Source organism: Amycolatopsis jiangsuensis, from assembly GCF_014204865.1.
In the GTDB taxonomy this organism is placed as follows: Bacteria; Actinomycetota; Actinomycetes; order Mycobacteriales; family Pseudonocardiaceae; genus Amycolatopsis; species Amycolatopsis jiangsuensis.
Genome location: NZ_JACHMG010000001.1, coordinates 2885271 through 2904864, shown reverse-complemented (window position 1 = coordinate 2904864; position 19594 = coordinate 2885271). Strand labels below are relative to the sequence as shown.

Below are 19594 nucleotides of genomic sequence, written 5' to 3'. Positions count from 1 at the left end.
GAGCGACCTTGCGAATGGACGAGCGAGTTCGGCAGCGGGCGGGGGCACCCGGTGAGCGTGCTCGAAGACATCGTCGCCGGCGTGCGGGAGGACCTCGCGCAGCGGGAGTCCGTGCTGCCCTTCGACGAGCTGAAGGCCCGGTCGGCGAAGGCCACGCCCGCGCGTGACGTGATGACCGCGCTGCGCGAGTCCGGGATCGGCGTGATCGCCGAGGTGAAGCGGCGCAGCCCGTCCAAGGGCGACCTGGCCCCGATCGCCGACCCCGCGGCGCTGGCCAAGGACTACGAGGACGCCGGCGCCCGGGTGATCAGCGTGCTCACCGAGCAGCGCCGGTTCGGCGGATCGCTGGCCGACCTCGACGCGGTGCGCGCCGCGGTGGACATCCCGGTGCTGCGCAAGGACTTCGTGGTCAGCCCCTACCAGGTGCACGAGGCCCGGCTGCACGGCGCGGACCTGGTCCTGCTGATCGTGGCCGCGCTGGAGCAGAACGCGCTCGTCGCGCTGCTCGACCGCGTCGAATCGCTCGGCATGACCGCGCTGGTGGAGATCCACAACGCCGAGGAAGCCGACCGCGCGCTGGAGGCCGGCGCGAAGGTGATCGGCGTGAACGCCCGCAACCTGCACACCCTCGAAGTGGACCGGGACGTGTTCTCCCGCCTCGCGCCCGGCCTGCCGATGGATGTGTTCAAGGTCGCCGAGTCCGGCGTGCGCGGCCCGGGCGACCTGATGTCCTACGCGGGCCACGGCGCGGACGCCGTGCTGGTCGGCGAGGGCCTGGTCGCCTCGGGCGACCCGAAGGGCGCGGTGGTCAAGCTGGTCACCGCCGGTTCGCATCCGGCCTGCCCGAGGCCGTCGCGGTGACCGGCAGCCACGATCCGGACGAACGCGGGTACTACGGCCCGTACGGCGGCCGGTTCATGCCCGAGGCGCTGATCGGCGTCGTCGACGAGGTCGCGGCGGAGTACGAGAAGGCCCGGCACGACCCGGATTTCGCCGCGGAACTGCACCGGCTGCTCACCGACTACGCGGGCCGCCCGTCGCTGCTCACCGAGGCCGCGCGGTTCGGGGAGCACGCCGGCGGCGCGCGGGTGTTCCTCAAGCGCGAGGACCTCAACCACACCGGGTCGCACAAGATCAACAACGTGCTCGGCCAGGCGCTGCTGACCAAGCGCATGGGCAAGCAGCGGGTGATCGCGGAGACCGGCGCCGGCCAGCACGGCGTGGCCACCGCCACCGCGTGCGCGCTGCTCGACCTCGATTGCATCGTCTACATGGGCGAGGTCGACACCGAGCGGCAGGCGCTCAACGTGGCGCGGATGAAGCTGCTCGGCGCCGAGGTCGTGCCGGTGAAGACCGGTTCGCGCACGCTCAAGGACGCGATCAACGAGGCGCTGCGCGACTGGGTCACCAACGCCGACACCACGCACTACCTGTTCGGCACCGCGGCCGGGCCGTCGCCGTTCCCGATGATGGTGCGCAACTTCCACCACGTCATCGGCGAAGAGGCGCGCGAGCAGATCCTGGAGAAGGCGGGCAGGCTGCCGGACGTCGTGGCCGCGTGCGTCGGCGGCGGATCCAACGCCATCGGCATTTTCTCCGGCTTCTACGACGATCCGGGCGTGCGGCTGGTCGGGCTGGAGCCGGGCGGCGAGGGCATCGACGGTCCGCGCCACGGCGCCACGCTCACCCAGGGCAGCCCGGGCAACCTGCACGGCGCGATGTCGTACCTGCTGCAGGACGAGGACGGGCAGACTCGGGAGTCGCACTCGATCTCGGCCGGGCTGGACTACCCGGGCGTCGGCCCGGAGCACGCGTGGCTGAAGGACACCGGGCGCGCCGAATACCGTCCGGTCACCGATGCCGAGGCGATGGACGCCTTCCGGCTGCTTTCGCGCACCGAGGGCATCATCCCGGCCATCGAATCGGCGCACGCGCTGGCCGGTGCCGTGGAGCTGGGCAAGGAGCTGGGGCCGGACGGTCTGCTCGTGGTCAACCTGTCCGGCCGGGGCGACAAGGACATGGACACCGCGGCGAAGTGGTTCGGGCTCGTGGACGGGGAGGACAAGTGAGCGGCCTCGACGAGCTGTTCGCGGCCACGCGGGCGGAGCACCGGGCCGCGCTGGTGGGGTACCTGCCCGCCGGATTCCCCAGCGTGGCGGGGTCGAAGGACCTGCTGGCGGCAACCCTGGACGGCGGCGCGGACCTGGTCGAGGTCGGCGTGCCGTACTCCGATCCGGTGATGGACGGACCGACCATCCAGGCGGCCGCGGAGGCCGCGCTGTCGAGCGGGTTCCGGCTCAAGCAGCTGTTCGAGGTGGTCGAGTCGGTGTCCGCGCGTGGTGGCCGGGCCGTGGTGATGACCTACTGGAACCCGGTGCACCGCTACGGCGTGGACGCGTTCGCCCGCGACCTGGCCTCGGCGGGCGGTCTGGGGATGATCACCCCGGACCTGATCCCGGACGAGGCCGCCGAGTGGAGCGCCGCCTCGGCTGCGCACGGCCTGGACCGGATTTTCCTGGTCGCGCCGTCCTCGTCGGAGGAACGGCTGGCGAAGACCACGGCCGCCTGCTCGGGCTTCGTCTACGCCACCGCGGTCATGGGCGTCACCGGTGCCCGTGACGCGGTCGGCACGCATGCCGAGGACCTCGTCCGCCGCACCCGGGCACACACGGAGCTGCCGATCGGCGTCGGCCTCGGCGTCCGCTCCCGCGAGCAGGCCGCCCAGGTGGCCGGCTTCGCGGACGCGGTCATCGTGGGCTCGGCCCTGGTCACGGCCGCGGCCGAAGGCCCGGAAGGCGTGCGCGGGCTGGCCGGCGAGCTGGCGACCGGCGTGCGCGAGGCGGTCACCCTCGCCTGAATTTCCGGCCCGGGCTTTCCGTGCTCCGGAAACTGTCGGTGGTCGTTCGTACTCTTTCGGTATGCGAAGGAACCGAGGGGAAGCGAACGACCATGGCAGACTGGAGGCGGTACCGAAGACCGAGCGAGGGGGGAGGTGACACGGGATGGCAGCGCCTGCTGAGCCTTTTCAATTCACGGTGGTCACTCCGCCCGGAGGGTGGACCGTCGACCACGTTTTCGAGTTGCCCGCTGAGCAGCTTGCACGCGGGACGGTCGAACTCGTGGACGGGGTCATCATCGTGAGCCCGCTGGCCAGGCTCGAGCACCAGCGGCTCGTCGGACGATTGTGGGGCCAGTTGAGTTCCGGCGCCTCGCCACGCTGGGAGGTGCTACCGGGCGCCAATCTCGTGCTGGGGAACCGCAACAATCGGTTGCTGATCCCCGACCTGGTGGTCAGCAACGCACCGGGACTCGAAGGCGTCAGCCTCACCGAGAAGGAAGCCGTCCTGGTCGCCGAGATCGAGTCGCCGTCCACGCGGCTGCAGGATCGGATCTTCAAGAAGGCGCTCTACGCCGAGGCGTTCATCCCGTACTACCTGCTGGTGGATCCGGAGCAGCAGTCGGCCACCGTCTTCCGGCTCGTCGGCGGGGAGTACGCGCCGCACGCGAAGAGTGCGGCCGGCGTGCTGACGCTGGTCGAACCGTTCGAGGCGGAGGTGGATCTGCGCGGCTGACCGGCCGGGTGTACGGATCGCGGTTGTACGGATCGTGTACGTGCGGTGGGCACCGTGGCGGGTATGGCTTTCGACATCGGGCAACTGCCTCGGCGGACGTTTCTGCACGGAGTGGCCGGTCTGGGTGCCGCGGCGGCGGGGCTCGTCCTGCCCGGGGTGGCGATGGCGGCGGAGGAGCCGCGGATCTACAGCTGCGCCGAGTGGGGTGCGCGTCCGCCCGCGGACCCGCTCACCACGCTCGGCCATCCGGCCGACCGGGTGCTCATCCACCACATCGCGTGCCCCAACAGCACGGACTACTCGCTCGAGCACGCGTTCCAGGTGGCGCGCGACGACCAGGCCGACCACATGGACAACAACGGCTGGTCCGACGCCGGCCAGCACTTCACCGTTTCCCGCGGCGGCTACCGCCTCGAGGGACGGCACGGCAGCCTGGACGCGTTGCGCAGCGGCACGGAGATCGTCCGCGCCGCACACTGCCCCGGCCAGAACGACAACGCCATCGGCATCGAGAACGAAGGCACCTACACGGAGGTGGACCCGCCGGAAGCACAGTGGGAGTCGCTGGTGGTGCTGGTCGCGCATGTGTGCCGCCAATACGGCATCCCGCCCGAGGAGATCAAGGGCCACCGCGACTACTACAACACCGAATGCCCCGGCGACAGGCTGTACGCGAAACTGCCCGAACTACGCTCCCGCGTCGCCCGGCACCTGACGGGCTGACCTCGCACGAGGGGAGTGACCGGTTCGATGCACGTCCGCGCTGCCTGCCTGGCCGCGACCCGCGCGGCCGTCGGACAGTGCGGGGCCGCGGTACGACCCGTCGGCCGCGAGGTCCGCGACAGCTGCCCGGTGACCTGCCGGCGACTCGCGTCCGCGTGGCCCGGCCGCTGAACGGCAGCGGCCGGGCCGAGGACGGGCTGCGGACGGTCGGGATCGGAACGGCCGTGGGGATGGGCTGTGCGGAAACGGTCGTGTCGGACCGGCTGGTCGGACTGCTCGCGCCGGAGCGGCAGCGCGCGACCGGGCTGTGCCGGACTTGCCGTGCCGGGCAGGCTGCACGGAACAGACAGTGGGGGATCAGCTGGGTGGGATTGGCTGTGCCGGGCCGGTCGTGCGGGACCGGCTGTGCGGGACCGGCTGAGCCGGAACGGTTGTGCCGGACGGCTGCGCCCGACCGGCCGTGCCCGACCGGCCGTAGGGATGGGCTGCGCGGGACCGATTGTGCGGGACCGAATGTGCGGGACCGATCGTGCGGGACCGATCGTGCCGGAGCGGCTGTGCAGGACCGGCTACAGCCGGACGGCTGTTTGGGACCTGCCGCGCGGGGACGGTCGTGCTGGACGGCTGCGCAGGATCGGCCGCGCTGGATCGGCCGCGCTGGACCGGTCGCGCGGGAACGGTCGTGCTGGACGGCTGCGCAGGATCGGCCGCGCTGGACCGGCCGCGCTGGACCGGTCGCGCGGGAACGGTCGTGCTGGACGGCTGCGCTGGACCGGCCGCGCTGGACGGTAGTGCGCGACTGGCCGTGCAGGACCGGCCCTGCGTAAGCGGCCGGCAAGGCGCTGGCCAGGTGCCCGGTTATCCGGCCGGCCCCGGGCATCCGGCTCCACATGGCCTCGCCGGGGCGGTGTGGCCGGTTACCGTGGCGGCTGGGCTGCCTCGAGCAGGAGTTCGGTGAGTTCGGCGGGCATGGTGATCATGCTGTCGTGGCCGGTCGGCAGCTCTCGTACCGGTTCGTTCGCGGGGACGGGGCGGCGGGTGATGTCCGGCGGCCGGTTGCCGACGGAGTGGATGTGCGTGCGCGGGATCGTGCGCGCGGCCGGGTTGTCCAGCCGGACCGGTTCCACGAGGCAGCCCACCGGCTGGTCGGATAGCATCGAGCGCAACCAGGCGACGTCGCCGGGGTCGGTCACGCCGAACAGGCCCAGCGGCGGCGGCTGTTCCGGCAACGGCGGAACCCGCCAGCCGTCGACGGCGGCGTCGACCAGCTGTTTCGTGACCGGAATGACGTCGACCGCGGTTTCGCCGTCCTCGGGGACCATCGCGTCGAGGAACACCAGGCGCGCGATCCGTTCCGGGACCCGGCCGGACACACCCGAGATGACCATCCCGGCGTAGCTGTGCCCGACGAGCACGACGTCGTCGAGACGCTCGTCCTCGATCAAGCCCGCGATCTCGCCGACATGGGTGCCGAGCCCCACTTCGGGGCTCAGCAGGGACGCCTTGTCGCCATAGCCGGTCAGCGACGGCGCGAACACCCGGTGCCCGGCCGCTTCCAGCAGCGGGACCACCCGGTCCCAGCTCCGCCCGCTGTGCCAGGCGCCGTGTACCAGCAGAAAGGTAGCCATGGTGCTGCGGTTCCTCCTCGTTCCTCGGTACCCTTCGGTAACTGGAAACATCCTGAACCGCGCGACCCGGACCGGGCAATACGGCACTTTTCGGTGCCCCGGTTCTCTGGAGGTAACCATGCAGGACCCGTGCGAAGCCCGCGAAGTACTCGGCATCGTCGGGGACAAGTGGGCGCTGCTGGTCGTACGCATGCTCAAGGACGGCCCGCGGCGCTTCACCGAGCTCAAACGGGCCATCGACGGCATCAGCCAGCGCATGCTCACCGTGACGCTGCGCGACCTCGAGCGCGACGGAATCCTGACGCGCACGGTCCGCAACGTCATGCCACCGCACGTCAGCTACGAGCTGACCACGATGGGCCGGACCCTGCGCGAGGCCACCGCGCCGCTGCTCGACTGGAGCATCACGCATCTGCCGGAAATCGACGCCGCCCGCGTGACCTACGACCGACGGCAGCGCGCGGCTTCGGAAGAACAGTGACCGGCACGGAGGTTCGCGCGCGGGACCAAGCGCACGGTCTCCCGGGTCAGCACGGCCAGATCCGCCGCCCGTACCGGATCCGTTGCAGCGACGGACAGTTCGGCTGCCCGTCGCTTACTCGGGGCGAATCTGCTTCCCCGACGTGCTGGCTGTCCGAAGTGGACATCAGTGCGGAGGGCGGCCGACGTGCTCACTCGGCCGCGAGCGGCCGCCCCGTGCCAGCCCGCTCGCGCCAGCCGCACTGCAGAGCGCGCTTCGGAGGGAGGCGGGCTCATCGTGGTGTCGTTGAATTGCACTGGAAACTTCCTCGTTCCCGTGGCGAAGGGGCGCATCGTGTCGGACTTCGCCTGCCGGGGCCATGGCGCGCACGCTGCCGGTCCGGCAAGCTGACCAGCAGACCGAGTCAGTCTCTGCACTCAAACCAGGCAGGTTCGCTCGTAGGGTGGGGTGGAGCTCTCGAAGGGAGGGCACATGACCGCGCTGCTGGACTTCGTGGCCGATGCGCCGTTGATCGATCACCACTGCCACGGCGTGGTCGCCCACGACGTCGACCGCGGTGGGTTCGAGCGGATGCTCACCGAGGCTGACGTCGTCTCGCCGCTCGGGGTGTCTCTGTTCGATTCGCTCATCGGTCTCGCCGTGCGGGCCCGCTGCGCTCCCGTGCTCGACCTGCCGAAGCACGCGCCCGCTTCGGATTACCTCGCGCGTCGCGCCGAACTGGGCGTGACCGAGGTAAACCGGCGTTTCCTGCGCGCCACCGGTACCACGGACTTCCTCCTGGACGGCGGTTTCCAGCCCGGATCCGTGACCACCACGGCCGAGCTCGCGGACCTGTCGAACGCACGTGCCCACGACGTCGTGCGGCTGGAGCAGGTGGCCGAGGACGTCGTTCGCGCCGGGACCACCGCGGCCGGGTTCGCGGCGGACTTCGACGCCGAGCTGACGCGTCGTGCGGCCGGGGCGGTGGGGGTCAAATCCATTGCCGCCTACCGGGTCGGGCTCGGCCTGTCCGGCGAACGCCCGGCGCCCGCCGAGGTCGCCGACGCCGCCGGACGCTGGCTCGCCCGTGTCGAGTCCGGCGAACCTGTCCGGCTGGCCGACGAGGTCCTGCACCGGCACCTGGTGTGGGCGGGCATCGACCGCGGCCTGCCCGTGCAGTTCCACGTCGGGTACGGCGATTCCGACGTCGACCTGCACCGCTGCGATCCGCTCCTGCTCACCGGCCTGCTGCGGGCCACCCGGGGCAGCGGCGTGCCGATCCTGCTGCTGCACAACTACCCGTTCCACCGCCGGGCCGCCTACCTCGCGCAGGTCTTCGAGCACGTCTTCGCCGACGTCGGCCTCAGCACGCACAACGCCGGGCTCCGCGCGCCTGCTGTGCTCGCCGAGCTGCTCGAACTGATCCCGTTCGGAAAGCTGCTGTTCTCCACCGACGCGTTCGGCCTCGCCGAGCTGTACCACCTCGGCACCGGCCTGTTCCGCGAGGGCCTGTCCGATTTCCTGCGCTCCGCGCTCGCCGCCGACGAACTGTCCGAAGTGGACGCGATCCGGCTCGTCCGGCTGGCGGGCCACGAGAACGCGGCCCGGATCTACCGGCTGGAGCCCCGATGACCGAATTCGTCAGCCGCTGGCGCGCGGCGCTGGCCGAGGAACTGCCCGCCGCGATCGAGCTGCGGCACCGGCTGCACGCCGACCCCCGGGCATCCGGCGACGAGGAGGACACCGCACGCCTGGTCGCCGCCGCGATCGGCGCCGGCGCCGGCGAGCGGGCCGCCAAGACCGGCAGGCTGATCGACCTGCCGGGGCAGCACCCGGGTCCCGCGGTGGCGCTGCGCGCCGAGATGGACGCGCTCCCGGTGACCGAACGCACCGGCGTCGCGTGGGCCTCGAAATCGGGCTTGATGCACGCGTGCGGCCACGACGTGCACCTGGCCGCCCTGGTCGCGGTGTGCCGCGCGGCACGGCGGACCGGTGTGCCGAGGCCGCTGGTGGCGGTGCTGCAGCCGCGGGAGGAGACCGCCCCGTCCGGCGCGCAGGACCTGGTCGAATCCGGGGCGCTGGAAGGCCACGACGTGGACACGGTGATCGCCGCGCACGTGCAGCCCCGGCTCGCGTACGGCGTCGTCTCGGCCGCGCCAGGGCCGGTGAACGCGTCCACCGACGAGTTCGAGATCACCGTGCACGGCCAAGGCGGCCACGCCGGCTATCCGCACCTGCTGCGCGATCCGGTGCTCGCGTTGAGTCAGCTCGTGGTGAGCCTGCAGCAGGTCGCCAGCCGGCGGATCGATCCGGTGCACGGCGCGGTCTGCACGGTCGGGCGGATCCAGGCCGGCACGGCCGCGAACGTGGTGCCCACCACCGCGTCCGCGCTCGGCTCGCTGCGGCTGATGCGCGCCGCCGACCGGGAGAACGCGCTGGACATGCTGGCCGACATCACGCACTCCACCGCGCGTGCCTACGGCTGCACGGCCGAGGTGCGGATCAACCCCTGCGAACCGGTGTTGGTGAACGACCCGGCGCTCGCCACCGCCGCCCAGTCCTGGCTGCTGCGCGGCGGCGCCGACCTCGACGTGGACTTCCGCTCGTTCGGCGCGGACGATTTCGCGCACTACTGCGGCGGCGGCACCCGCGGGCTGATGCTCTTCGTCGGGCTCGGCGACACCGCCGGTGCGCGCAGCCTGCACGACGAGCTGTTCCTGCCCGGTGACGACGCGGTCGGGCTGGTCGCGGACGCGCTGCTGGCCGGCTACCTCGCCGCGGCCTCCGGTCCGGAGTACCCGCCGCTGTCCGCGACCGGTCCGTGACCGTCGTGGTCTTCGGCGGATCCCGGACCACCGGCGACGGTCGACGCGCTACGGTGGCCGCGTGTACTCCGCAGCCTTCCTGGCCACGATCCCGAGCCCCGACCGCGGTGTCTGGCACCTGGGGCCGATCCCCATCCGTGCCTACGCGCTGTGCATCATCGCCGGCATCATCCTGGCGATCTGGTGGGGGGAACGCCGCTGGGCGGCCCGTGGCGGCACCCAGGGCACGGTGCTCGACGTCGCGGTGTTCGCGGTGCCGTTCGGCCTGGTCGGCGGGCGGATCTACCATGTGATCACCGATCCCGAGCTGTACTTCACCGAGGGCCGGAACCCGTGGAACGCGTTCGCCATCTGGGACGGCGGGCTCGGCATCTGGGGCGCGGTCGCCCTCGGCGGCGTGGGTGCCTGGATCGCCTGCCGGCGCAAGGGCATCCCGCTGCCCGCGCTGGCCGACGCGATCGCGCCGGGCATCATCGCCGCGCAGGCCATCGGGCGCCTCGGCAACTACTTCAACCAGGAACTCTACGGCGCGCACACCGATCTGCCCTGGGGCCTGGAGATCTATCAGCGGTTCAACCCGCAGACCGGGGCGCCGGACGGGCTCGCCGGCGTGGCCACCGGCAACATCCCGCTGCCGGACAGCCCGGTGCACCCGACGTTCCTGTACGAGCTGATCTGGAACCTGCTCATCGCCGCGCTGGTCGTCTGGGCCGACCGCCGGTTCAAGCTCGGCCACGGCCGCGCGTTCGCGCTGTACGTCGGGGGGTACACGGTCGGCCGCTGCTGGATCGAGCTGATGCGCACGGACACCGCCAACCACATCCTCGGCCTGCGGGTCAACGTGTGGACCTCGATCCTGGTCTTCGCCGGTGCCGTGGTGTACCTGGTCGTGGCCGGCCGTCGCGGCCCCCGCGAAGCCCCGGAATCCTTGCGCAGCAAGGACGACGAGCGCCGGACCGCCGACACGGCCGATCCCGCCGCGGAGCCGGCCGACCCGGAGTCCACCTCGGACACCGAGGCCCGCGACGAGGTACCCGCCACGGCCAAGGGGGAACCCGAAAGGCCCGGCGAGTCCTGAGAAGCCGCCCGACGCAGGAGGGCCCCGGCCGATCGGCCGGGGCCCTCCTGCTCGCGTACGCCCAGTGCGGTGAAGCCGTGAAGACCTCCTGCAGGGAACGAGATTCTCTGGAGGAGGCCTTCACGGACTTCCGGGTGCTTCAGCGGAGGTATCCGCCGCCGAAGTAGTCGTCGTCGGAGTCCGGCGGGTCGTCGCGCTTGCGGCGCGACGGCGGCGGGGTCGGTGGCGGGGCGGGCTTCGACGGCGGAGTGTCCCGGTCGGCGATCGGGTTCGCGAAGTCGTCGTCGCTGTCGGCACTGTCGTCGCGGTTCCGGCGGTGGCTGAGCGGGCTGGCGAACTCGTCGTCCGGGTCCTGCTCGGCCGCGCGGTGCCGCGGTGGCGCGGGCGGCGTCTGCGGGGGCTCCGGTTCGGAACCGCCATCCGAGGACGGATAGTCCGGCTGCGAACTGCTGTACACCGGGCTCTCGTTCGAGTAGCCCCGCGACTGCTCCGGCTGCTGCCCGTAACCGGACCGGCCACGGTCGTCGAGCAGGCTTCCGCCGGACGCGCTGCCGGTGCGTGCCTCGAGCAGCTCCTCCGGCGGCACACCGTCTTCCAGCTCGTCGAGGAGTTCCTTCGCCTCGCCGAGCCGGCCCGCGGCCAGTTCACGCACCTCCGGATCGGCGAACGCCTTTCCCGCGGCCACGTCCTGCCAGGACAGCTCGCCCGCGTCCACCTTCTGCCTGATCCGCCGCAGCTCGGGCGGGGCGTCCGGGCGCGACGCGGCGTTCTTCAGCGCCTCGATTCGCTCCGGGGTGTCCGGCTTCTTCACCGGCGGCAGCTTGATCTTCTCCAGGTTCTTCAGCAGCTGCCGCGACTGGCTGATGGAGCGGTCGAGCGCGGACTCGGCTTCCCGGATCTCGGGCGTCTTCCACGCGTCCGGACCGGGCATGGGCTGCGACATGCGGCACTTCCTCCTTAGTCGTCGATCCGACCGCTGATCCGGCCGCTGGCCGCTCGCGCCGGGGTACGGGCGGGCGGCGCGTCCGGAGCACCGGCGGACACCGTCTGCGGCGAACGGTCCGCACCGTTGCGCGACGGCGAGTCGTCGTTGCCGCGGGACGAGTCGCTGCTGTTCGAGTCTCCGTCGCTACGCGAGGAGTCACTGCTGTTCGAGGAATCGCTGCTGTTCGAGTCGTCGTTGTTCTCCCGCTCGTTGCGGCGGTTCTCGTTGTCCTCGTGCTGCTGGTCGGACTCCTCGACGCCCTCCTTCGCGGTGTCCTTGATGTCCCCGGCGCTGCCGGCGATGTCCTCGGCGTCGTCCTTGATGTCCTTCATGTCGCCGCCGATGTTCTTGGCGATGTCGACCGCGTCACCGATGCTGTGGATGTCCTTGATCTTCGCCAGCTGCGAGCCGATGTCCTTGATCGAGTTCCACAGGTCGCCGACCTTCTCGATGATGTCGGAGATCATGTCGATGATCGAGATCAGCGCGTTGATCAGCGGCAGCAGCTCCGACAGCGCGGTGATCGCGTCGGCGACCCAGCCCGCGATCGGCACGCACGCCTCGGCCGCCATGATCAGCAGCCGGTCGATCAGGCTCTTGAGCAGGTCCAGCGCCTTCGCGGCGAGCTTCTTCGACGTGTCGGCGAGCAGGTCGAAGCCCTTGGCGATCAGCTCGGCGATACCGGCCTCGGCGGTCAGCCCGGCGCGCCAGCCGAGGTCCACGTAGGCCTTGTGCGCCGTCGCGGCCAGGCCCGTCCAGCTTTCGCCGAGGACGCCCTCGTTGGACACCATCACCGCGGAGAACGCCTTCATCGACTCGGCGATGTTCCGCCACGCCTCCGCGTCCGCGGTCATCTTCGAGAAGTCCCCGGTGAGCGGCTCGATGAACTGCTGGGTCAGCGTGGTGCCGGTGAACTTCTGGTAGACCCACTCGACCGCCATCACCTCGACGCCGGCGTCCTTGATCAGGTCCTGGACGTCGTCGCCGGACGTGTCCTCGGGCGGCTGCAGCGTCTCGGTGATCGAGCCGCCGTCGTCGTAGCCGCCCGGGCCGGTGCTGCTCCCGCCGGGGCCGCCTCCCTCGCCGCCCGGCGAGTCACCACCGGAATCACCGCCGGAGTCGCCGCCGTCTTCCCCGTCTTCTCCGTCCTCGCCATCGCGGCCGTCCTCGCCGTCCTGGCCGTCTTCTCCGTCCTGCCCGTCCTCGCCGTCGCGGCGGTTGCGACCGTCCTGGCCGTCTTCGCCATCGCGGCCGTTGCGGGGATTGCGGCGGCCGTCGTCGCCGTCGTCGCCGCTGGGGTGGGTGCCGTCGCCGGAGTCCGAGCGGCGGGGGATGCCGTCGTCGCCGGTGCCCTGGCGTGCGTTCGGGTCCTGGCGCGGCCGGTCACCGCCGGTGCCGTCCGGGGTCCCGGTCTGCGACCCGCCGGGCGAGTTGCTGTGCGATCCACCGGGCGAGTTGCTGTGTGACCCGGAATGCGACCCGGAATGCGACCCGCTGTGGGAGCTGCTCTGGGAACCGCTGTGCGACCCGTGGTGCCTGGCCATGTCCCTACCCCTCTCAGGCCTGGATGCCGCTGTCGATGCCGTCGGCCTTCATGCCGAACTGGGCGAGGATCGTCGCGGTGTTGTCGTCGTGGTTCTGGTAGTGGTCCGCGGCCGCGCGCATGCCGTCGGCGAGCGAGGTGAGCCGCTCGTCGCCGAACTTCAGCGTCTCGCCGTACAGGTTGCCGACCAGGTCGACCACCGGCTGCAGCACGACGAACAGGCCGGTGAAGCCGGACTTGTCACAGGCGGTGCTCTTCATGTAGTCCCTGATCTTGGCGACGGCGTCGTGCAGGCCGTCCACCGCCTGGGCGTAGTCCCGCATCGACTGCGGGTCGACCTCGAAAGACACTGGAAATCCCTCCCCGGGGGACGCTTGGTTGCCGAACACTATGGCAGTGGACGGGCCCGGGGGATTGCCGGTTCCGGCGAATTTCCCCGACTTGTGCCGGCTGAACCGGCCATCGCGGGGCAAAGCGGGCGAGCGGGGCGTGCGCTGCCGGCCGTCGCGGGGAGGACGTATGCTGGGGGCGACGAACCAGCGCGGCCCCATCAGAAACTACGTCGTTCCGCGCAGCCAGATCGTTACCGTCCGGCCGGTTTCCGGGCGCTCCACAAGGCTGCTCCCGTGTTTCCCAGATGTTAAAGTCGCGCTCACAAGCGGGCCATCGTCGTCCCGTGCGCTCCCGCGGCCGGCTCTCCCGGCCACCGCACGAAACGACGAAGGAGGTCCCTTCGATGATCTTCTCCGCCATTCCCGGCAAGCAGGGTCTGTACGACCCGGAGACCGAGCAGGACTCCTGTGGGGTGGCCATGGTGGCCGACGTGCAGGGCCGTCGTTCGCACGGCATCGTCACCGACGGTCTCACCGCGCTCACCAATCTGGACCACCGCGGCGCCTCGGGCGCCGAGCCGACCAGTGGCGACGGCGCGGGCATCCTGCTCCAGCTGCCCGACGAGCTGCTGCGCGCGGAGGCCGGTTTCGCTCTGCCCGGCAGCGGCGGATACGCCGCGGGCATCGCGTTCCTGCCCGCCGACGACGAGCAGCGCCGCAAGGCGGCCGGGCTGGTCGAGCGCATCGCGGGCGAGGAAGGGCTGGAAGTCCTCGGCTGGCGCGAGGTTCCGGTGGACGCCGCCGCCGCGGACCTCGGCCCCACCGCGCGGTCGGTGATGCCGCACTTCGCCATGCTCTTCGTGGCCTCCCAACACGACGAGACCGGGCTGGCGCTGGACCGGCTGGCGTTCTGCCTGCGCAAGCGCGTGGAGCACGAGAGCCGCACCGCCGGCTGCGGGACCTACTTCCCGTCGCTGTCCGCGCGCACGATCGTCTACAAGGGCATGCTGACGCCCGAGCAGCTGCCCCGGTTCTTCACCGACCTCACCGACCGGCGGCTGGCCAGCGCGATCGCGCTGGTGCACTCGCGGTTCTCCACGAACACGTTCCCGTCGTGGCCGCTGGCGCACCCGTTCCGGTTCGTGGCGCACAACGGCGAGATCAACACCATCCGCGGCAACCGCAACCGGATGCGGGCCCGCGAGGCGCTGCTGGAGTCCGACCTGCTGCCGGGCGATCTGACCCGGCTGTTCCCGATCTGCTCGGCGGACGCGTCGGACTCGGCCTCCTTCGACGAGGTGCTCGAACTGCTGCACCTGTCCGGCCGCTCGCTGCCGCACGCGGTGCTGATGATGATTCCGGAGGCGTGGGAGAACCACGCCACGATGGACCCGCAGCGGCGCGCGTTCTACCAGTTCCACGCGAGCCTGATGGAGCCGTGGGACGGCCCGGCGTGCGTCACGTTCACCGACGGGCGGCTGGTCGGCGCGGTGCTCGACCGCAACGGCCTGCGCCCGGCCCGCTGGTGGCACACCGCCGACGACCGGGTGGTCCTGGCCAGTGAGGCCGGGGTGCTCGACGTCGCCCCGGCCGACGTGGTGGCCAAGGGCCGGCTCAAGCCGGGCCGGATGTTCCTGGTGGACACCGAGGCCGGGCGAATCGTGGACGACGAGGAGGTCAAGTCCGCGCTCGCGGCCAAGCAGCAGTACGGCGACTGGCTGCACGCCGGTCTGCTCAAGCTCGCCGAGCTGCCCGACCGGGACCACGTGGTGCAAAGCCATGATTCGGTGCTGCGTCGCCAGCTCGCCTTCGGCTACACCGAGGAGGAGCTGAAGATCCTGCTCGCGCCGATGGCCGCCAACGGTGCCGAGCCGATCGGCTCGATGGGCTCGGACACCCCGGTCGCCGTGCTGTCGCAGCGCTCGCGGCTGCTCTACGAGTACTTCAAGCAGAACTTCGCGCAGGTCACCAATCCGCCGCTGGACGCGATCCGCGAGGAGCTGGTCACCTCGCTGAGCCGGATCATGGGCCCGGAGCGCAATCTGCTCGCCCCCGGTCCGGCCTCGTGCCGGCATCTGAACCTGCCCTATCCGGTGATCGACAACGACGAGCTGGCCAAGCTCATCCACATCAACGACGACGGCGATCTGCCCGGCTTCGCCTGCAGTGTCCTTTCCGGACTGTATGAAGTGGACGGTGGGGCGGACGCGCTGCGGATCGCCATCGAGCGCGTGCGCAGGGAGGCGTCCGAGGCGATCGCCGCCGGGGCGCGCACGCTCGTGCTGTCCGATCGCGACTCCGACCACCGGATGGCGCCGATCCCGTCGCTGCTGCTGGTTTCGTCGGTGCACCACCACCTGGTGCGCACCAAGGAGCGGCTGCGCGTGGCGCTGGTGGTGGAGACCGGCGACGCCCGCGAGGTGCACCACGTCGCGCTGCTGCTGGGATACGGTGCCGCGGCGGTGAACCCGTACCTGGCCTTCGAGACGATCGAGGACATGATCGCCCAAGGCGCGGTGACCGGGCTCGAATCGGCGAAGGCGGTCGGCAACTACGTGCAGGCGCTCGTCAAGGGCGTGCTCAAGATCATGTCCAAGATGGGCATCTCCACCGTCGGTGCCTACACCGCGGCGCAGGTGTTCGAATCACTGGGCCTGAGTCAGGAACTGCTCGACGAGTACTTCACCGGCACGTCCTCGAAGCTCGGCGGCGTGGGGCTCGAGGTGCTGGCCGAGGAGGTCGCGGTGCGCCACCGCAGGGCCTTCCCGGACAACCCGACCGACCGGGTCCACCGTGGACTCGACACCGGCGGCGAATACGCCTACCGGCGCGAGGGTGAGCTGCACCTGTTCACCCCCGAGACGGTGTTCCTGTTGCAGCACGCGTCGAAGACCGGCCGCGAGGAGGTGTACCGCAGCTACACCGAGGAGGTGCACCGGCTCTACCGCGAGGGCGGCACGCTGCGCGGATTGTTCGCCTTCCGCGACGGCGTCCGGGAACCGGTGCCGATCGACGAAGTGGAGCCGGCCGAGTCGATCCTGCGGCGGTTCAACACCGGTGCGATGTCCTACGGCTCGATTTCCGCCGAGGCACACGAAACGCTGGCCATCGCGATGAACCGGATCGGCGGGCGGTCCAACACCGGCGAGGGCGGCGAGGACCCCGAGCGGCTCTACGACGAGCAGCGCCGCTCGGCGATCAAGCAGGTCGCGAGCGGCAGGTTCGGCGTGACCAGTGAGTACCTGGTCAACGCGGACGACATCCAGATCAAGATGGCCCAGGGCGCGAAGCCCGGGGAAGGCGGGCAGCTGCCGCCGAACAAGGTGTACCCGTGGATCGCGCGCACCCGGCACTCCACGCCCGGGGTCGGGCTGATCTCGCCGCCGCCGCACCACGACATCTATTCCATCGAGGACCTGGCCCAGCTCATCCACGACCTCAAGAACGCCAACGAGCGCGCCCGTGTGCACGTGAAGCTCGTGTCCTCGCTCGGCGTCGGCACGGTCGCGGCGGGCGTTTCGAAGGCGCACGCGGACGTGGTGCTGATCTCCGGGCACGACGGCGGCACCGGTGCCTCGCCGATGAACTCGCTCAAGCACGCGGGCACGCCGTGGGAGATCGGCCTCGCCGAAACCCAGCAGACGTTGCTGCTCAACGGTTTGCGCGACCGGATCACGGTGCAGGTGGACGGTGCCATGAAGACCGGCAGGGACGTGGTGGTCGCCGCGCTGCTCGGCGCCGAGGAGTACGGCTTCGCGACGGCCCCCCTCGTCGTCGCGGGCTGCGTGATGATGCGGGTGTGTCACCTGGACACCTGCCCGGTCGGGGTCGCGACGCAGAGCCCCGAGCTGCGCCGCCGCTACACCGGGCAGGCCGAGCACGTGGTGCGGTACTTCGAGTTCGTGGCTCAGGAGGTGCGGGAAACGCTGGCGCAGCTGGGTTTCCGCACACTCGACGAGGCTATCGGGCACGCCGAGGTGCTGAACACCGACGAGGCCGTCACGCACTGGAAGGCCGCGGGGCTGGACCTCGCGCCGATTTTCGACATGCCGGCGGAGACCCCGTACGGCGGGGCGAAGCGGCGGGTTCGCGCGCAGGACCACGGTCTGGAGCACGCGCTGGACCGCACGCTCATCCAGCTCGCCGAGGCGGCGCTGGAGGATGCCCACCCGGTGCGGCTCGAACTGCCGGTGCGCAACGTCAACCGCACCGTCGGCACGTTGCTGGGCTCGGAGGTCACCCGCCGCTACGGGGGCGCGGGACTGCCGGACGACACCGTGCACGTGGTGCTCACCGGGTCGGCCGGGCAGTCGCTCGGCGCCTTCCTGCCGAGCGGGATCACCCTGGACCTGGTCGGCGACGCGAACGACTACGTGGGCAAGGGCCTTTCCGGCGGCCGGATCGTGGTCCGGCCGCATCCCGAGGCCGGTTTCACCGCCGAACGCCAGACCATCGCGGGCAACACCCTCGCCTACGGCGCGACCGGTGGGGAGTTGTTCCTGCGCGGTCAGGTGGGGGAGCGGTTCTGCGTCCGCAACTCCGGTGCGACGGTGGTCGCCGAGGGCGTCGGCGACCACGCCTTCGAATACATGACCGGCGGCCGGGCCGTGGTGCTCGGCCCGACCGGGCGGAACGTGGCGGCCGGGATGTCCGGCGGCACCGCGTACGTGCTGGACCTCGACCCGGCGAAGGTGAACGGCGACATGGTGGACCTGCTGCCGCCGGACGCCGAGGACCTGTCCTGGCTCAAGGAGACGGTGCGCAGGCACCACGACCTCACCCGTTCGGCAGTGGCGGCGTCGCTGCTCGGCGACTGGACGCGGCGGGCGGCCGGGTTCACCAAGGTGATGCCGCGCGACTACCGGCGGGTCCTCGAAGCGGCCAAGGCGGCGAAGGCCGCGGGCCGCGATGTCGACGAAGCGATCATGGAGGCGGCTCGTGGCTGACCCCAGCGGTTTCCTCAAGTACCGGCGCGAAGAGCCGAAGAAGAAGTCCACCCAGGACCGGCTGGCGTCCTGGGGCGAGGTCTACGCGAACGTCGATCCCGGTGAGCGCAACGAGGCCGTGCGCACGCAGGCGTCCCGCTGCATGGACTGCGGTATCCCGTTCTGCCATTCCGGCGGTTCCGGCTGCCCGCTGGGCAACCTGATCCCGGAGTGGAACGACCTGGTCCGCAGGGGTGACTGGGCGGCCGCGTCCGATCGGCTGCACGCGACCAACAACTTCCCCGAGTTCACCGGGAAGCTGTGCCCGGCGCCGTGTGAGGCAGGCTGTGTGCTGTCGATCTCACCGGACTCCGGCGGTCCGGTGGCGATCAAGCGGGTCGAGGCGACGATCGCCGACCAGTCCTGGGAAGCCGGGTACGTGCAGCCGCAGGCGGCCGAGGTGGCCTCGGGCCAGCGGGTGGCCGTGGTCGGCTCCGGTCCGGCCGGGCTCGCGGCCGCGCAGCAGCTGACCCGCGCGGGTCACGAGGTCACCGTGTTCGAACGGGACGACCGGCTCGGCGGCCTGCTGCGCTACGGCATCCCCGAGTTCAAGATGGAGAAGAAGGTCCTCGACCGCCGACTGGCGCAGTTGCGCAGGGAGGGCACGAAGTTCGTCACCGGCTGCGAGGTCGGTGCCGATCTCACCGTCGCGGATCTGCGGGCGGAGTACGACGCGGTGGTGCTCGCGGTGGGCGCGCTGCGCGGCCGCGACGACCGCACCACGCCCGGCCGTGAGCTGACCGGGATCCACCTGGCCATGGAGCATCTGGTGCCGGCCAACAAGTACGTCGAGGGCGACGGCCCGTCGCCGGTCGACGCGGCGGGCAAGCACGTGGTGATCATCGGCGGCGGCGACACCGGCGCCGACTCCTACGGCACCGCCACCCGCCAGGGCGCGCTGTCGGTCACCCAGCTCGACCAGTACCCGATCCCGCCGGCGAACCGTGACGACGAGCGTTCGCCGTGGCCGACCTGGCCCTACCTTCTGCGCACCTACCCGGCGCACGAGGAGTCCGGCGAGCGGAAGTTCGGGGTGGCCGTGCGCCGGTTCGTCGACGACGGACAGGGCCGGGTCAAAGCGATCGAGCTGCAGCAGGTGCGGGTGCGCCGGGACCCGGAGACCGGCCGCCGCGAGGTGGTGCCGACCGGCGACGAGGTCCAGACGCTGCCCGCGGACCTGGTGCTGTTCGCGATCGGGTTCGAGGGCGTGGAGGAGATGCCGCTGCTGGACGGCCTCGGCCTGTCGCTGAGCCCGCGGGGCACGCTGTCCTGCGGTTCGGACTGGCAGACCGAAAGCCCCGGCGTCTTCGTGTGCGGGGACGCCCACCGCGGCGCGTCCCTGGTGGTGTGGGCGATCGCGGAGGGCCGTTCGGTGGCCAACGCGGTGGACACCTACCTCACCGGTGCCTCGGACCTGCCCGCCCCGGTGCACCCGACGGCGCTGCCGCTCGCGGTGGTCTGAG

At 71.3% G+C, this 19594-nt stretch carries 15 protein-coding genes; 11 read left to right on the top strand and 4 right to left on the bottom strand.

Annotated elements, in window-relative coordinates; genetic code table 11:
- The first annotated feature begins 51 nt into the window (after positions 1–51).
- The 5 genes from trpC (at position 52) to BJY18_RS12670 (ending at position 4295) form a co-directional block, all read left to right on the top strand.
- The gene (gene trpC / locus BJY18_RS12690; RefSeq protein ID WP_184780165.1) at positions 52–861 is read left to right on the top strand and encodes an indole-3-glycerol phosphate synthase TrpC; all 810 of its coding nucleotides are present in this window, start codon (positions 52–54) and stop codon (positions 859–861) included.
- Positions 840–2069 carry a tryptophan synthase subunit beta gene (trpB, locus tag BJY18_RS12685; protein WP_184784590.1) on the top strand — a complete coding sequence of 410 codons (1230 nt, stop codon included), beginning with the start codon at positions 840–842 and terminating at the stop codon, positions 2067–2069. Before trpC ends, trpB begins: the two co-directional genes overlap by 22 nt.
- A complete protein-coding gene (gene trpA, locus BJY18_RS12680) occupies positions 2066–2857 on the top strand; it encodes a tryptophan synthase subunit alpha (protein ID WP_184780164.1) in 792 nt (263 codons plus the stop codon). Before trpB ends, trpA begins: the two co-directional genes overlap by 4 nt.
- Before the next feature lie 223 nt (positions 2858–3080).
- A complete protein-coding gene (locus BJY18_RS12675; protein WP_246458857.1) occupies positions 3081–3572 on the top strand; it encodes a Uma2 family endonuclease in 492 nt (163 codons plus the stop codon).
- 63 nt (positions 3573–3635) lie between these two features.
- Positions 3636–4295, top strand: a complete 660-nt coding sequence (locus tag BJY18_RS12670) for a peptidoglycan recognition protein family protein (protein ID WP_184780162.1) — start codon at positions 3636–3638, stop codon at positions 4293–4295.
- Between the two features lie 917 nt (positions 4296–5212).
- On the opposite strand, the gene BJY18_RS12665 is transcribed toward BJY18_RS12670, so the two are convergent.
- The gene (locus BJY18_RS12665; protein ID WP_184780161.1) at positions 5213–5923 is read right to left on the bottom strand and encodes an alpha/beta fold hydrolase; all 711 of its coding nucleotides are present in this window, start codon (positions 5921–5923) and stop codon (positions 5213–5215) included.
- A gap of 118 nt (positions 5924–6041) precedes the next feature.
- On the opposite strand from BJY18_RS12665, the gene BJY18_RS12660 reads away from it, so the two are divergent.
- The 4 genes from BJY18_RS12660 to lgt all read left to right on the top strand — a co-directional run bounded on the left by BJY18_RS12660 (position 6042) and on the right by lgt (position 10286).
- A complete protein-coding gene (locus tag BJY18_RS12660) occupies positions 6042–6404 on the top strand; it encodes a winged helix-turn-helix transcriptional regulator (RefSeq protein WP_184780160.1) in 363 nt (120 codons plus the stop codon).
- A gap of 471 nt (positions 6405–6875) precedes the next feature.
- On the top strand, positions 6876–8015 hold the full coding sequence (locus BJY18_RS12655) for an amidohydrolase family protein (protein WP_184780159.1): 1140 nt from the start codon (positions 6876–6878) through the stop codon (positions 8013–8015).
- The gene (locus BJY18_RS12650; protein ID WP_184780158.1) at positions 8012–9208 is read left to right on the top strand and encodes a M20 metallopeptidase family protein; all 1197 of its coding nucleotides are present in this window, start codon (positions 8012–8014) and stop codon (positions 9206–9208) included. The genes BJY18_RS12655 and BJY18_RS12650 overlap by 4 nt, the downstream gene beginning before the upstream one ends.
- 61 nt (positions 9209–9269) lie before the next feature.
- Positions 9270–10286 carry a prolipoprotein diacylglyceryl transferase gene (gene lgt / locus BJY18_RS12645; protein ID WP_184780157.1) on the top strand — a complete coding sequence of 339 codons (1017 nt, stop codon included), beginning with the start codon at positions 9270–9272 and terminating at the stop codon, positions 10284–10286.
- Between the two features lie 139 nt (positions 10287–10425).
- Here lgt and BJY18_RS12640 read toward each other — a convergent pair whose 3' ends face one another.
- Genes BJY18_RS12640 through BJY18_RS12630 form a run of 3 tightly spaced genes read right to left on the bottom strand, consistent with a single transcriptional unit; the run spans position 10426 to position 13164 of the window.
- On the bottom strand, positions 10426–11229 hold the full coding sequence (locus BJY18_RS12640; protein WP_184780156.1) for a hypothetical protein: 804 nt from the start codon (positions 11227–11229) through the stop codon (positions 10426–10428).
- 14 nt (positions 11230–11243) lie between these two features.
- Positions 11244–12815: a hypothetical protein gene (locus tag BJY18_RS12635; protein ID WP_184780155.1), complete on the bottom strand. Its 1572-nt coding sequence runs from the start codon at positions 12813–12815 to the stop codon at positions 11244–11246.
- A gap of 13 nt (positions 12816–12828) precedes the next feature.
- Positions 12829–13164 carry a hypothetical protein gene (locus BJY18_RS12630; RefSeq protein WP_312873829.1) on the bottom strand — a complete coding sequence of 112 codons (336 nt, stop codon included), beginning with the start codon at positions 13162–13164 and terminating at the stop codon, positions 12829–12831.
- 386 nt (positions 13165–13550) lie between these two features.
- On the opposite strand from BJY18_RS12630, the gene gltB reads away from it, so the two are divergent.
- Positions 13551–18092, top strand: coding sequence for a glutamate synthase large subunit (gene gltB / locus BJY18_RS12625; RefSeq protein ID WP_184780154.1), 4542 nt, complete (start codon positions 13551–13553; stop codon positions 18090–18092).
- The gene (locus tag BJY18_RS12620) at positions 18085–19593 is read left to right on the top strand and encodes a glutamate synthase subunit beta (protein WP_184780153.1); all 1509 of its coding nucleotides are present in this window, start codon (positions 18085–18087) and stop codon (positions 19591–19593) included. Before gltB ends, BJY18_RS12620 begins: the two co-directional genes overlap by 8 nt.
- The last annotated feature ends 1 nt before the right edge of the window (position 19594 follow it).